This is a genomic window from Pseudoalteromonas nanhaiensis (genome assembly GCF_051235485.1).
Classification (GTDB): Bacteria; Pseudomonadota; Gammaproteobacteria; order Enterobacterales; family Alteromonadaceae; genus Pseudoalteromonas; species Pseudoalteromonas lipolytica_C.
Genome location: NZ_JBPNYQ010000023.1, coordinates 1 through 14,255 on the forward strand (window position 1 = coordinate 1; position 14,255 = coordinate 14,255).

The window sequence follows — 14,255 nt, forward strand, 5'->3', positions numbered from 1 at the left end:
CTGGTTTAGCGCCAAATGAATCAGAGGTTAGATACCAAGATTCTAAAACTGTGGCCAAAATTAGTTGACCACTACAGGGGGAGCGCTTTCGTAAATCGTTAAGTCGCGCGACTAACATTCCTATTTTTGGGGTGCTAATTGGTGCTGTGGTGACGGCCTTTATTCAATCGAGTTCTGCGACGTCGGTTATCACCATAAGCCTGGTTAATGCGGGTGTGTTAACGTTTAAAAATAGTGTCGGTATTATTTTTGGTTCAAATGTGGGCACTACTATAACGGCTCAGCTGGTGGCTTTTAAGCTGACTGTATTTGCTCCTGTGATCATTATTATTGGCTTTTTTCTGTCGCTGACTCGCAATCGCTTTTCTATTTTTGGTAAGGCGATTTTCTATTTCGGTTTTGTGTTTTTTAGCCTTAACCTTATTTCTTCATCACTTGCGCCATTACAAAACAACCCTGCATTAATTGAGATTTTAACGCAGCCGCAAAACCCACTTTTAGCGATTTTAGTGGGCTGTGTATTTACTGCTATGGTGCAGTCGAGTTCGGTGACTACAGGGCTTGCCATTGTTTTTACTCAGCAAGGTATTTTGGGGCTTGAGAACGCGGTACCCATTATTATGGGGGCGAATATTGGTACCACAGCAACTGCAATGATCTCGGTGTTTGGTATGGATATCGCAGCAAAGAAAGCAGCGTTGAGCCACCTGTTGTTTAATGTGGGTGGGGTGCTTTTGTTTCTGCCTTTCATTTTATTGTTTGGTGATAAGTTAAGTGAAATTACGCTTGATCCCGCTGTCGCACTGGCAAACATCCACTTTATTTTTAATGTGGTTGCTAGTTTAGTTTTTATTGTTTTTGTTAACCCTTTTACGCGCTTTGTTGATTTTCTGCTTGGTGAAGGAAAAATGGACTTTGAACGCCTTGAATTGCCCACCTACCAAGAAGACGAAGAGTTTCAGCATGTCGTCGATAAGTTAGAATCAGGTAACCAACAACTGCTTAACTTCTTAAAAGAAAACTATAATCAGGTCACGCTGAGCTTAGAGACCAACTACAAAGGTATTCAAGATACAGCACAAAAACGCTTAGAATATGTCAGCTTTGTTGAGAAGGAATACATCACTTATTTCACTACTATTGTTAGTAAAATCAATGATGAAGAGCAGTCACGAGAGTTAATGCTGCAAATTAACCGTTTTGATTATTTGTTCCAAATTCATGATTCCATCATTGATCTGTTTGAAAGCAAGCGGATTATGAATGAACAATTTATTGAATTAGAGAGCGATATTTTGATTATGATCCGCGAACTTTCGAGTGATACGCTGACCTTGTTCACCCATACCAGCGAGAATTTAGAACAACCTAAAAATGACGAAATAGATAAAGCAGCTAGGTTATTGCAACTGCATCTGAATCAGGCGCAGCGTAAGTTATTAATGCTACTTGCTGATACCAACCGAAAAGATGCCGGTACGCTGACAAATTTCGTCACCTATTCTCAGCGCCTCAAAGATAAACTGCTGAACTTACATAAAATGTATTCACGCAAAAATGCCGAGTTGTAGGAGGCGTTTTTAATGCTGAATAACAAAGGAGCTTGTAGGTTGGGTTTCGCGAAGCGAAACCCAACAAGTTAGCGAGTTGCTAGGATAAAGAGTAAATGAGTTTTAACCTTTAAGTCATAAGTTTTATGTTAGGTTGTGCGTCATATAAAGCCGTCAGTTTTCAGCTATCAGATTAAAGCCCAACAAACGAACAGGGATGCTTACCCGTAGACGTGAAATTTATTTCGCGCGAAGCAACTAGAACAAAGTCATTAAGAAATCACTAATTGGTTTTAGCTCGCTTTCTGAGTATCTTTTAGTGCTTTGAAGTTTAAGTGAATCGGCTTTTTTTTATTATCCCAATAGTAAATATAGAAAGGTAAACCTCTTTCAATAATTGATTCTGATGTAATGTGTGACTCAAAAATAAATGATGAAAAGTATAAGCCCTGTCTATATTTTTCTAATTTTGAAAGAAGGAAAAAAGCAACGAGAAAAATTAACAATGTTAGGCTAAAAATGAAAAAATTGCTGTCGACGCAATAAAGCGTTAATGTCAATAGAGAAATAACAAAAGTATGTGTGAAAATTCTTAATTTATTTTTTTTAATGGTACTCATTTTTAATTTTTTGATACACGTATAATGTAATCAATTTCCTCTTTATTTAATGTTTTTTCATCAATTTCTTTATGATGTATAGCATCATTAAGAAAAATGGAGCTTAACTTAATAAAATTTACCTTATCTTCAAGTGAAGCATTATCGAGGCCTGCAAGCAGAAGTTTGCTGGAGAGTTCAGAAATACATAACCGGTTATTTTTCGCAAATTTGAGCCGTGGCAATGAGTCTATAGCGAGTATTAAGTTCACAATAGATTCGTCTATATTTTTATTTATTATTTTCAATTTTATTCCCTTCCAGATAGATTAACTTGAAACCGACACCTCTTATATTTTCAATTATGTAGTTGGTATCATTCAAGATCATGCGCAATTGATAAATTGAAACATTAACATTCCCAAGCACTGCTTGCTGTTCTGGCCAACCAATCCTTAGTAGTTCTAATCTACTAACTGTTTTTCCAAAATTTCGATAAAGAAATTCAAAAACTCGAAATGTAGCTGGGCTGACTTTGTTTTTTTTTCCATAAATAGTCAGGCATCCATAATCGAAAATAAGTGGTTTATTTTTCTTAGGAGCTTGACTCGTTCCTGAGTGTTCAAATTTCATCTTATCCTCCGTCTCTGAAGATGGTACATATTTCGATCTGCATATCTCAATAAAAATAAAAAGTATTAAAAGTATTAAAATTATTAAGGTTCCTTAGAATATATTATGAAACAAAGGTTGATACGAAAAAGTATTACTTTCATTGGATGCTAAAGTGTTTTTGACTATGAAATGACATTGTCGACGATTTAAGTATCGGTGAAAGTGACTCTGTAAGTATGGTTTAGTTTTTTATCTCTGACTTTTAGCTGTAAACAGTTGTTCTTTTTAAGCTATGCATGGGTAATATTGATCAGCTTTAAGTATTGGCGAGAAAGTCTTTAGCCACCAAGCTATACTTTTGGGAGGGGTAGGAGATTCTCAAAAATGCAGAGTAGAGATAATTTTTTAGGTGCTCAGTATTTTTTAAGCGATAAAAACTGTTTATTGCTATTCCATAAATCTAACATAAGCCAAATATGGGTGAGTCTGATTTGATCTTCTCAATTCAGTTCTTAAATAAAGTGGTCAGGCCTTTTCCGATATTCCTTACAATTCAAAACCAACACGATGACGTTAGAACCTCACTCCCACGTTTTTCTCCAAAAACTAATAATTTGTACTTAAAAAATACCCAAAAGTTAAATTATTGTAAATTTATTCTTGCTTTCGTACCTGTTTGGTCTATGTTTTTGGTCGGAGGTCACTCCTCCAACCTGATAGATATAATTACAATCAACAGGAACACACATGAAAATAAAAACACTCTCACTAGTGCCAGCTTTAATGTTGGCAGCGGGTATCAGCCACAGTGCTTTTGCTGCGCAAGGAGTCGCATTTGTGCACGGTACAGGCCAGCAAAGCGATGCGTATAATGACTATTGGACAGGCAGTTTTGTCGACACGGTTCGCCAAGGTTTACCAAACAGTAGTAATTACACGGTCATTAATTGTGATTTTGATCAGTATATGTGGGCAGATGCGGCATCTGGCTGTTTAGCAGGGCAGCTCACTACATTTATCAATAATAAAAACATCACTGATTTAACTCTGATCACCCATTCTAATGGCGGTAATGTAGTGCGTTGGATTTTATCTAACCCAACATGGGATAGCCGTTATCCAAATATTATTAGCAAAGTCACGCGTACCATTGCTCTGGCTCCTTCAAGTGGTGGTACGCCGTTGGCTGATGCAGTTATTGCGGGTAATTCGTTCGAGCAAAGTTTAGGTTGGCTGTTAGGTTATGGCAGCGATGCAGTAAAGCAACAGCAGGTATCTTGGATGGCGTCGTATAACGCACAGTGGTTGTATGGCACACCAAACCGCCCAAGTTTACCGTCTCGATTCGAGACCGTGGTCGGCAGTGATGTTGAATCAGCGGTATGGGATAGCGACAGCTATTGCGGTGGTTATCAAAATCAAGTGGGCCTTGAAGTAACACAAAACTGGTTAGACAGCTGTTCAGATGGCTTCTTAAATTGCAGTTCTCAGTCGTTAGCTGGGGTGGTGTGGTTTACCGATAAATCACGAACTAAAGGCCGTGAACCTTTGAGTCATCAGCAAAGCCGACGCAACTGCTTTGGTTTGCCAGACATGCTTAAAAATCGAATTTAGGAGCCCGCTATGATTAATAAGTTAACCACACTCGCTGCTGCAATTATGCTTGTTAGCAACGCTGCACAGGCTAATGAACAAACGGTTTATCAGTTTCCTCAAGTTCAACCAGCATTGAGCGCTCAACTTGAAACACTAGAAAAAGACAGCGTTGAGTATTGGCAGAAAGTTTCGGGTAAAGAGCTTAAACGCGGCGTGCCTGTATTTGTAAACCAAGCTGATAACTTTATTCGCATTGCGCCAAAAGCACGTTTTGATAACGGCGAAGTATTTAAGCCTCATGGCTTACAGCTAGATAAGTTGTCGGTGCGTGATGACAACTTTAGACAAATGCCAATGCAAACTATGGTTGCACAAGAACAAATGGAAAATGCAGGGTTTAGCGATGGCAGCGTTGGATTAAAGCTTGGTCAGGTAAATGGCAAAGCAATGTTAAGAACAAGCCAAGCGCTTAACGACAACGACACCTACTTGCTGCATGTGATCGAAAAAGGCTCGAGCAATGCTTTACATGCTAAATCGCAGTTTAAAGTGAAAGATCAGCAACAACGTGTCGCTATGCAGCTAAGTATGGGTAAAAAGCGCTTTAAAGATAGTGATGTGAAGTTAACGCTTTCAAGTCCTGATGGCGAAAAGCTAGATGTACGTTACGAAAATGGTGAAGCCGTATTTAATTACCCGCTTGAAACCTTAGGTGCAATAAATGGTTACTATGAGCTTGAGGCCAGCGTAGACACTAAAGTGAATGGTCAAACGGTAAAACGCTCTATAAAAATGCCGTTTGTGCATAGCTCACAAACCATCAGTATGGATAAAGCCAAAGTAACTGCGCTTGGCAATAATAAATACCAAGCCAAGGTGCCGGTGCAAGTGACCGATTCAGGTCGCTACGCCATTCGTGCAACCTTAACTGGCAAAGGCGATAAAGGTGAGCGCATCAAACTAGCAACGGTTGAAGTAGCAAAACAGATTGATAGCTATGATAGTTTCACCATGCCTTTTACGGTCACCAAAGCAGCCAAAGCCCCATATGAGCTGGTGGATATTGAACTTACCGACCAAACGCGAATGTTAAAGTTTGCTGGGGAGTAAAGGATAGCTCTTATTGTATGTTGGGTGGAGCGAAGCGAAGCCCAACAAGTTAGCGAGTTACAGGGGAAAGTTTGCGAGATATGCGAGATAAGAGTGTAGGCGTTTTTACGCCGAACTCTGTGGTTCAATTTGTTTTTTGCACAAAGAGGAGAGAATGAAAAGTGAATGAGATAGACCAAAAGAGTATTTTTTTCCTCTAAAGCGCAGCGTCTCTTATCCTCTTTGTGACTATTTTTTTTAAATGCTGTTTTTCTCAGTGTAGCGCGAAGCGCCTCGATGTACTCTGTGGTTCAATATTCTTTTGCACAAAGAGAAGACAATGAGAAGTAAATGAGTAACCCAATAAAACTATTAGTTACTTTCCTCTAAAGCGTAGCGTCTCTTATCACTCTTTGTGATTATTCAGTGAATTACGCGATATAAAATCGCTTCTAAAATTTTGCTAACTCGCGCCCCTAGACCCTTTCACCTGTATTCTTTTACAATGCATAAAATGACTTAATTTAGAGAATGCGTTGAACTACTTGGCCCACCTTTACTTAGCACAACCGACGGCTGATTCACACTTTGGAAATCTGCTTGGGGATTTTGGTGGGCGTCGTTATTCAGCGCAGTTAACTGACGCGGTTAAAAATGGCCTTGAAAATCATTATTTGGTTGATAGGTTTACCGACTCACATCCCCTTGTAAAAGAGGCTAAGCAGTATTTTTCGCCAGCACGTAAACGCTTTGCAAGTGTCGCGATTGATGTGGCGTTTGATCACTTTCTTATTCACCATTGGCATCGCTTTAATGATCAGCCATTAGCTGAATTCAAACAGCACAGCTATGGGCTTTTAAATGCGCGCCAAGCCATTATGCCTTCACGCATGCAGCAAGTTGTGACCAGTATGACTAATAATGATTGGTTTAAAGAATATGAAACACTCGATGGAGTCGGCCTTGCCCTTGATAACATCGCCAAGCGTATTCGTTTTGCTAACAACTTTGCAGGAGCGGCTGACGATATTGCTCGTCATTATCAGCAATTAGACGCGGTGTTTTTAGCGTTTTTCCCCGAGCTGGTTGAGCATGTGAAGCTAAAGGGGATGGAATGATTTGGCGAGTTTCTAGAGTAAACGGGAAAGGAGCTATTTGCTGGTAGGTCGGGTAGAACGGAGTGAAACCCAACAATTGAACCGGTAGCAGCGGGTTTACCCCGCGTAATTTACGGTTTATCTCTGTGTAGCGCGAAGCGCCTCGGTGAACTCTATGGTTCAATTTATTTTTGATGCACAAAGAGAAGTGAATGAGATAAACCAAAAGAGTATTTTATTTTTCCTCTAAAGCGCAGCACTTCTTATCCTCTTTGTGACTATTATTTTTAAATGCTGTTTTTCTCTGTGTAGCGCGAAGCGGCTCGGTGAACTCTGTGGTTCAATTTGTTTTTTTGCACAGAGAGAAGAGAATGAGAAGTGAATGAGATAAACCAAAAGAGTATTTAGTTCTTTCCTCTAAAGCGCAGCGCCTCTTATCCTCTATGTGAAAATTACCCACACTGCGGCTCATAAACCGATTTACCTCTTACCTTAAAATATGAAATGGCTGATATCTTGGCTGCTTGTTGCGGTTATATAGTCGGTTATCGATAGTTAAGTAAACTCCAAGGCGCTTAAAAGCTCGTTATTTAACTGAGCTGAACTACCCTTTGTAAAGCAAGTAAGCCTTAAATTAATACTTACCTCAATCCCAGTAACTTGAACATAGCAATGTAATGTAGCAACCGTGAGGGAATAATAATGAGTAAACCCATAATTGCAGCCGTTTCGCCGAAAAAAGTCACCTTAGAGCAGGGGCAAGAATACTATTTTTGTGCCTGTGGGCGGTCTAAAAACCAGCCATTTTGTGATGGCTCACATGCCGGAACCGATTTCAAACCCAAAGCATTTACAGCAGAAGAGTCGGGCGATGCCTATTTATGCCAATGTAAGCACACCGCTAATGCGCCATTTTGTGATGGTAGTCACAAGCAATTTGATCAAAGCCAAGTTGGTCAAGAAGGGCCGGGCGTACAAATTCAAGCCTCTGATTCGCCTGTAGCTACTGCAACCAAAGAGGAGCCCACCGTTGAGCTTATTCATCAACTGGCACGTGAAGGGTTATCAAAGCTTGGTCATCATGGCCCTATGGTGTCGATGGGTGTGCCGCGATATCAATTACCTAAGTGGGATGATTTACAACTAATGGTGGCACAAATGGCAACGCAACCGTTAATGGAAGATGTAGCCGTTAATACCGAACTTGTGATTGGTCCTCGAGCGAAAAAGCCATTAAAGCTGGCTATTCCGCTGTTTGTTTCAGATATGAGTTTTGGTGCTTTATCAGAAGAAGCTAAAGTATCGTTAGCAAAAGGAGCAGAGCTTGCCGGAACGGGTATTTGCTCGGGTGAAGGCGGTATGCTTCCTGAAGAGCAGCAAGCCAATTCACGCTATTTTTATGAGTTAGCAAGCGCGGGTTTTGGTTATAGCGAAGATAAATTAAAAAACGTGCAGGCCTTTCATTTTAAGGGCGGACAAGGCGCAAAAACAGGCACGGGGGGGCATTTACCGGGCAATAAGAATGTTGGCAAAATCTCTGAGGTTAGAGGGATTGAAGCGGGTACTTCGGCGATTTCACCCCCAACATTTAAAGACTTACACAGTGCGGCTGATTTCAAAAAATTTGCTGATAGAGTTCGCGAGGTAACTGGCGGTATCCCAATCGGGTTTAAATTAAGTGCTAATCATATTGAGGAAGATATTCAATTTGCGCTCGATGCGAGTGCCGATTACATCATTCTTGATGGTCGTGGTGGTGGTACTGGTGCAGCTCCTGAGATCTTTAGGGATCATATTAGTGTACCGACTATTCCTGCACTTGCCAGAGCAAGAAAGTACTTAGACGAACAAGGTGCAAGTGATGTTACGTTGATCATTACAGGTGGTTTACGTTTACCCATTGATTTTGTAAAAGCGCTCGCTCTTGGTGCTGATGGGGTGGCGATTTCAAATAGTGCTATGCAAGCAATCGGCTGTGTTGCTGCGCGTATGTGTAATACCAATAACTGCCCAGCAGGGATTGCCACACAAAAGCAAGACTTACGTCAGCGCTTAAATATTGAAAAGTCGGCAAATCAATTAAAGAACTTTTTTGAAGCCTCAACTGAGTTAATGTCGGTAATGGCTAGGGCATGTGGGCATGACTCTTTAGCTAAGTTTAATGCTAATGACCTAGCAACGTGGCACAAAGATATGGCGTTGTTATCTGGTGTTAAGTACGCGGGCGTTGGCAGTGTGTAAACTGTAACGCTTAATCGTAAAAGTTATTTCACTTTAATTACTTCAATCACCGAGTACATATAGCGTACAGATTAATTATGGTAAACAATCTTTTGCTATGTGCCTCGGTGCATTCTTTGGTTTTTAGTGATTATTAATAAAAGTTTGTTTCTGGTTAGGTTTATCACCATGGGCTATAACTTATCTCACAAGAAAAATGTATTGCCTCCAAATTTTGAACAATCAAAGTTAACACATTCAAAGCATAGAAAAATGCGTTAGTAACTTTTCTTAAAACACCTGTTTAATCGACTTAGAGTATCTCTTCTAACCTGTATGTTTTCTCACTAATCGTACAAAGACATTTCAGCTTTAATTAAGGTAGCACTTTGGGTTACATTTAGTTATTATAATATAAATGATAATTGTTACCATTACTTATCGCCTTTAAAGACTTAACCGATTAAGCTGTATTTATACCCAAGAGATAAAATGACTATAATTAACCGATTCCACTGTTCTGTACTTTCAATTGCTATTAGCACAATTTTGACTCCAGCTGTTTATGCCAAAACAGCATCACCGAACATAGAAAAAATATCAGTTTCAGGTGTTAGGCAAGCGTTTCGTGGTGATGTTCCTATGAGTGAGCAACCACAGAGTGTTGAATTTATTTCTGCTGAAAACCTCGATGATGCGGCAGTGAACACTTTGACCGATATTTTTGATCTAACTCCAAGTATTGCTGAGCAAAATGATTTTGGTGGTTTGTGGGAAAGCTTTGCAATACGCGGGTTAGTTGGCGATGAGAGTATTCCATCAGGTTTCTTAATTAACGGCTACTCATCTGGCAGAAGCTTCAGTGGTACACGTGATACAAGTAATATCGAATACGTAGAAGTGATGAAAGGACCTGGCTCTGCGCTTTATGGTCGTTCTGAGCCAGGGGGAACAATTAATATAATCACTAAAAAACCACAGTTTGCAAAGCAGGGTTATATAAAAGTAACAGCAGGGAGTTGGCAGAATTACCGCGCAGAGGCTGACTACACCAATGCTGTTTCAGACAATGTTGCTTTTAGAGTTAATGGTGCTGTTGAAGAGGGTGAAAGTTTTCGAGATCATCATGAGTCAAGCAAAACGGTCGTTACGCCTTCAATTTTATGGTTAATTTCAGATACATCAAAGTTGAATTATGAGCTTGAGTATGTAGATCAAAGTACAACCTTCGATCGTGGCATTGTCGCCATTGAGGGAAAAATAGATGCGTTACCAATTGACACTTTTTTAGGTGAACCAAGTGATAAACCTACAGAAGTTGACGCTATTTCTCATCAACTTACATTTGAGAAGCAAATTGGACAGTGGTCTCTTTTGAATGGTTTTAGTTACAGTGACTCAAAATTTTTAAGTGAGTCGAGTGATGCCGAACTTGCTCCAAGTAGACAAATTTATTTCAAAGATGGCGAAACATTAAGTAGGCAGCATAATCAGCGCGACTTTCAAACTGAGTACCTTTCAGCGCGAATAGAACTTAGCGGTAGTGTTGAGCTTGCAGGTTTGACACATCACTTATTAATCGGAGCAGATGCCAGCAAGTTCGATTTTGATAAACTGTGGTATCGATATCGTCCAACACTTGAAGACACCCGTTACGCAATTAACATGTATAATCCAGTGTATGGAAAAGCAGCGCCTGAAGGGTCTCTTTTATTCAACAGTACTGAAGTACAACATAGTTATGGAGTGTATATTCAAGATCAACTAGACCTAACTGAGCAGTGGAAAGTTCAAGTAGGTGGTCGTTTTGATTGGTTTGATCAACAAATAGATAATCATATTAATCAGCAACAGTCTAAAAGTGATCAAAGCACATTTAGCCCGCGTGTCGGTCTAGTTTATGTCTACTCAGACAGCCTCCAATACTACACAAGTTACTCTGAAGGCTTCAGACCTAACAGCGGTTACGATAGTAAAGGAGATGCATTTGAGCCTGAAGAAACAACATCTTTCGAAGCGGGTATTAAGTTTACTACCGATAGTGTAAGTGGAAGTTTTACAGTATTTAGTGCCGAAAAGAGCAATATGCTAACTACAGACCTACAAGCTGGTGTATCTACTGCGCTAGGTGAAGTAACAAGTGATGGCATTGAGCTAGATTTACATGGCAACATTACAAGCAATGTATTATTTGATTTTGCTTATACTTACACAGACGCTAAAACAGCAAACGATACAGTCAACCCAGATTGGTGGGTAAAGCTGCCAAAAGGCAGTCCGTTACTTAATATCCCTAAACACAGTGCAAATGCTCAAATTAAGAGAGAGCTAAACGACTTAATAGATTTAGATGCAACTGTTGGGCTTGCTGTACAATATGTTGGCGAGAGGCTTGGAGAAACCATTGATCCTACCTATTACTTACCTTCTTACACTTTGGTAAATATGTTTGCAAAATACAATGTGACTAATGACTTAAGCTTGCAATTTAATGTAAATAATTTGCTGGATAAAAAATATTATTCTAATTCGTACTCTGCTATTTGGACTCAGCCAGGGGAGCCGGTAAATTACAAGTTGAGCTTAAATTATAAATTTTAACTAAACGTCAGTTATTTACAACAGAGCTTAGGCCTACGATTATTGCAGCAGTTGCTGCTTAATCGTCTGGCCCTTTTAGGGTAAATACTAAATGCCTGCGCATGTCTTTTAAAATCACGCCCTTTTTCAGCATTGCGCCACTCAGGCGCTTTTGCCACTTTAATAATTCTGGTGTGGCAGCATCAAGAGTTTGTTGATTTTCAAATTGAAAACATAAAAGCAATGAGCCTGGAAATAAGTGGTATTCCACATCGAACCAGCATTGCAACATGCCTTCAAGCTCAGCGCGGCCTTGCTCTTCAAGAGCATCGGCAACATTTAATACAAGGGCTTGTTGTTTTAATTGTACTTTAGAAAGCTTTTTCATTATTAACCCTTTGTAAGGTCATTTTTCAGAAGCTGGAAGTATACATAAGCTCACTCATTGCTAAAAGTTTTGATTTGCGACTAGTTTATTTTTCTTATTAAAACTTTTTAAAGTTAATGTAATGTTATTGAAAATCTTGTTTTCTCTCAGAGATTCTTGCTCAATTAAGAAAAATAGGTACACTATTTTTATCCCTCTTCTGGGTACTTCAAAGGATGAAGTAATGATCAGTAAATCTTTATTTGTACTTACTAAATATCACACAGATTTATACAACGATGATTTTTTGTTGTTACTTAAAGTGTTAGAGACTGTCACCCCAAAGGTTAAGGTTGATAGCCGATTACCTGCTATCGACAGTCGTGCTAATTTTGCATTATTTTTAGTTGATGCGGCTTATAGCAGTTGTTCAGAATTGTTAAACGAAGAAATTATCGATTTGGCGAAAAGTAATCATGTTGCTTTATACAATGCCATGCCGACTAAAGTACACGAACAAACAGCATTATTGGCAAATATAAAAGGCATTATTTATAAAAATGATGAGCCTGAAAATACCTTTAAAGGAGTGAGACGGATTTTGTCTGGTGAGCTTTGGTTTTGTCGAAAAACAATGTCTAAAACTTTATCAGAACTCGTTCAGCAAGTGCCCAATTTTGTAAAAACACCGCAGACCGATTTGGTAAGTTTAAATGTGTTAACTGCTCGCGAAAAGTCAGTGATCTCTTTGCTGGCAAAGGGAGCAAAAAATGAGGATATTGCAAACACCTTGAATATTAGTTGCCACACAGTTAAAACACATATCTACAGCGCATTTCGCAAAACGAAGTCACGTAATCGTATCGAATTGGCAAATTGGGCGCAGCGCTTTATGCCCGCTGCATCCATTGTAACTAGGTGAGCAAGAGTTGTTACTAAATAATCTGAGGTGACCAAAGACCCTTGTTTATTCCTTTATTTATGAGCAAAGTTAATGCTTTTTCAATAGCTTGAGAGACGCAAATATGCATAGGTTCGTTATCACTGTATCCTGCTTCAGCCTCAAGCAAGCGCTTGTAACTGATGTAGCGGAAAAAACCTGCTCGCATTTCTTTAGAGAGAACTTTCTTGCTTGTAGCCACTGACAGCAGCACTTGACCAGTTCGCACATCAACTGCACGCATGTAAATAGAAATAATATCTTCACGATAAATTTCTGATGCACCAATTCCAAAATACTCAGCTCCTAAGCCACCTGTTTTGATATTTGTGTCGTAACTGATAATACCTCCCTCTAAAATTATTTTTGCAGTTGTTAGTGGTGGTAATTCAGGTGTTACATTTTCGTTGTCGGTTATAGCTGCGCGAATAATTTTACGTTCGGTGAGTAGATTTTGTAGTCCTTCACGTTCAACAGGAATAAACCAGTCAGTTTCATGTAACGCTTGCATAAGAATAGAGTTAGCGCCTTGAGTGACAGCCGTTGAGAAGGAGCTTACATTTTCTTGAGGTTTATACTGACCTGTTTGATCTCGAAATGAATAAACAGAAACAGGAATGGCTCCTTTTGGTTTTGGCAATGCTTTTAGTTCAGCAAAGGTGTCTGTTAGTGTTATTTCTGTAGCAATTTGTTGTGCCGGAGGCAGTGTTGCTTTGAATGTTGAGCAAGCAGTCAAAAATACTAAAGAGAGTAGTAATGTTAGTATGCGTATCATTATCCGAACCTCGGCACTTCAATAATTGTGATAGTGCCATCAATTAAGTTGGTGATTTGCACCGTGATAGCATCAGATGAACTGGTGATTATTTGAATCTCATAGTCACCACTAACAAAGGTAGAGTCTTGGTTAAAGATACTCTCTTCAACATCATCACCAAAAGCGATATCAGTGATTTCACGGACCATTCTGTTTAGATAAGTTCGCTCTAAAGAATCCTGAAAATTTTCTGCGTAGCTTTTCTCATCAATAGGTGCTTTGTGTTTATTTTGAGCCTGAGCCTTAGATAAAAGCATGTTTGCGTTTAATGGATTACCGCCAAACGATGGATTAATGGGCTTGTAAACTAGCTCAGTAGCGAGCATTAATGGGGAGGTTAAAAATAAGGTCGCGAAAATTATTTTTTTCATTGTTATTACCATCCACTGGGTGCTAAATCTGGAGATGTTTGTTTAAAGCGTGCACGCGCAATTGCATCCATTGCCGCAAACATTGCGCTTTCTACTCTCTCTTTTAGAGGGCCGCCTCTACGTCCCATAAAAGTGACATAAATTAGTTCGTTATTAAGTAAAACTTCAAGTCGAGTTCCGGCGCGAGGAAGTACCGTTTCTTTAATTACAACATGAGTATCAGAGCTGTTAGGTAGGTCTAGCCACAATTGCGAAAAGCCATAGTAAAACTGATGACCAAAGCGACTGATGCTACGATCAAGCACTAAACCGTTAATTTCTACTTCATTAGCATCACAGCGTTGGAATACTGAAAAAAGCAAAATAATGGTTAAAGTTAAGTAGTTGATATTTTTCATAATCGCATCTAAGGAG

General features: G+C 39.4%; 12 protein-coding genes and 1 pseudogene. 7 read left to right on the top strand and 6 right to left on the bottom strand.

Features of this window, described 5'->3' with window-relative positions:
- Positions 1 to 83: 83 nt before the first annotated feature.
- Positions 84 to 1,571, top strand: a pseudogene (locus tag ACSFVZ_RS16555) (Na/Pi cotransporter family protein); the annotation flags it as partial.
- Between the two features lie 601 nt (positions 1,572 to 2,172).
- Here the strand turns inward: ACSFVZ_RS16555 and ACSFVZ_RS16560 are convergent.
- Together ACSFVZ_RS16560 and ACSFVZ_RS16565 are read right to left on the bottom strand one after the other, a co-directional pair.
- Entirely contained in the window at positions 2,173 to 2,457 is a 285-nt protein-coding gene (locus tag ACSFVZ_RS16560; RefSeq protein ID WP_295512457.1) for a hypothetical protein, read from the bottom strand.
- Positions 2,441 to 2,782, bottom strand: a complete 342-nt coding sequence (locus ACSFVZ_RS16565; protein WP_435559247.1) for a winged helix-turn-helix domain-containing protein — start codon at positions 2,780 to 2,782, stop codon at positions 2,441 to 2,443. Before ACSFVZ_RS16565 ends, ACSFVZ_RS16560 begins: the two co-directional genes overlap by 17 nt.
- A 729-nt stretch (positions 2,783 to 3,511) precedes the next feature.
- On the opposite strand from ACSFVZ_RS16565, the gene ACSFVZ_RS16570 reads away from it, so the two are divergent.
- The 5 genes from ACSFVZ_RS16570 (at position 3,512) to ACSFVZ_RS16590 (ending at position 11,367) form a co-directional block, all read left to right on the top strand.
- Positions 3,512 to 4,378, top strand: coding sequence for a hypothetical protein (locus tag ACSFVZ_RS16570; RefSeq protein ID WP_199526767.1), 867 nt, complete (start codon positions 3,512 to 3,514; stop codon positions 4,376 to 4,378).
- A 9-nt stretch (positions 4,379 to 4,387) separates the two neighbouring features.
- A complete protein-coding gene (locus ACSFVZ_RS16575) occupies positions 4,388 to 5,470 on the top strand; it encodes a DUF4785 domain-containing protein (protein WP_435559248.1) in 1,083 nt (360 codons plus the stop codon).
- 515 nt (positions 5,471 to 5,985) lie between these two features.
- The gene (locus ACSFVZ_RS16580) at positions 5,986 to 6,567 is read left to right on the top strand and encodes an acyl carrier protein phosphodiesterase (protein WP_235404646.1); all 582 of its coding nucleotides are present in this window, start codon (positions 5,986 to 5,988) and stop codon (positions 6,565 to 6,567) included.
- A gap of 681 nt (positions 6,568 to 7,248) precedes the next feature.
- A complete protein-coding gene (locus ACSFVZ_RS16585) occupies positions 7,249 to 8,787 on the top strand; it encodes a glutamate synthase-related protein (protein WP_135925786.1) in 1,539 nt (512 codons plus the stop codon).
- Positions 8,788 to 9,258: 471 nt separating this feature from the next.
- Positions 9,259 to 11,367, top strand: a complete 2,109-nt coding sequence (locus tag ACSFVZ_RS16590) for a TonB-dependent siderophore receptor (RefSeq protein ID WP_138556637.1) — start codon at positions 9,259 to 9,261, stop codon at positions 11,365 to 11,367.
- A 58-nt stretch (positions 11,368 to 11,425) separates the two neighbouring features.
- Here the strand turns inward: ACSFVZ_RS16590 and ACSFVZ_RS16595 are convergent, their stop codons facing one another.
- Positions 11,426 to 11,734, bottom strand: coding sequence for a hypothetical protein (locus ACSFVZ_RS16595; protein ID WP_054560743.1), 309 nt, complete (start codon positions 11,732 to 11,734; stop codon positions 11,426 to 11,428).
- 223 nt (positions 11,735 to 11,957) lie between these two features.
- On the opposite strand from ACSFVZ_RS16595, the gene ACSFVZ_RS16600 reads away from it, so the two are divergent.
- A complete protein-coding gene (locus ACSFVZ_RS16600) occupies positions 11,958 to 12,635 on the top strand; it encodes a response regulator transcription factor (protein ID WP_235404479.1) in 678 nt (225 codons plus the stop codon).
- Between the two features lie 13 nt (positions 12,636 to 12,648).
- Here ACSFVZ_RS16600 and ACSFVZ_RS16605 read toward each other — a convergent pair whose 3' ends face one another.
- From ACSFVZ_RS16605 to ACSFVZ_RS16615, 3 genes are read right to left on the bottom strand one after another with little or no spacing between them, the layout of a single operon-like run.
- A complete protein-coding gene (locus tag ACSFVZ_RS16605; RefSeq protein ID WP_435559249.1) occupies positions 12,649 to 13,428 on the bottom strand; it encodes a CsgG/HfaB family protein in 780 nt (259 codons plus the stop codon).
- Entirely contained in the window at positions 13,428 to 13,841 is a 414-nt protein-coding gene (locus ACSFVZ_RS16610) for a curli assembly protein CsgF (protein WP_235382655.1), read from the bottom strand. The genes ACSFVZ_RS16605 and ACSFVZ_RS16610 overlap by 1 nt, the downstream gene beginning before the upstream one ends.
- A gap of 5 nt (positions 13,842 to 13,846) precedes the next feature.
- Positions 13,847 to 14,239 (bottom strand): CsgE family curli-type amyloid fiber assembly protein, encoded by a 393-nt coding sequence (locus ACSFVZ_RS16615; protein WP_435559250.1) that lies wholly within the window; start codon positions 14,237 to 14,239, stop codon positions 13,847 to 13,849.
- Positions 14,240 to 14,255 lie beyond the last annotated feature (16 nt).

What these genes read in the sequence shown, in the direction of transcription:
- ACSFVZ_RS16595 (WP_054560743.1), bottom strand. Translation starts at nt 11,734, where the DNA reads ATGAAAAAGCTTTCTAAAGTACAATTAAAACAACAAGCCCTTGTATTA.
- ACSFVZ_RS16585 (WP_135925786.1), top strand. Translation starts at nt 7,249, where the DNA reads ATGAGTAAACCCATAATTGCAGCCGTTTCGCCGAAAAAAGTCACCTTA.
- ACSFVZ_RS16570 (WP_199526767.1), top strand. Translation starts at nt 3,512, where the DNA reads ATGAAAATAAAAACACTCTCACTAGTGCCAGCTTTAATGTTGGCAGCG.
- ACSFVZ_RS16575 (WP_435559248.1), top strand. Translation starts at nt 4,388, where the DNA reads ATGATTAATAAGTTAACCACACTCGCTGCTGCAATTATGCTTGTTAGC.
- ACSFVZ_RS16600 (WP_235404479.1), top strand. Translation starts at nt 11,958, where the DNA reads ATGATCAGTAAATCTTTATTTGTACTTACTAAATATCACACAGATTTA.
- ACSFVZ_RS16565 (WP_435559247.1), bottom strand. Translation starts at nt 2,782, where the DNA reads ATGAAATTTGAACACTCAGGAACGAGTCAAGCTCCTAAGAAAAATAAA.
- ACSFVZ_RS16615 (WP_435559250.1), bottom strand. Translation starts at nt 14,239, where the DNA reads ATGAAAAATATCAACTACTTAACTTTAACCATTATTTTGCTTTTTTCA.
- ACSFVZ_RS16605 (WP_435559249.1), bottom strand. Translation starts at nt 13,428, where the DNA reads ATGATACGCATACTAACATTACTACTCTCTTTAGTATTTTTGACTGCT.
- ACSFVZ_RS16590 (WP_138556637.1), top strand. Translation starts at nt 9,259, where the DNA reads ATGACTATAATTAACCGATTCCACTGTTCTGTACTTTCAATTGCTATT.
- ACSFVZ_RS16610 (WP_235382655.1), bottom strand. Translation starts at nt 13,841, where the DNA reads ATGAAAAAAATAATTTTCGCGACCTTATTTTTAACCTCCCCATTAATG.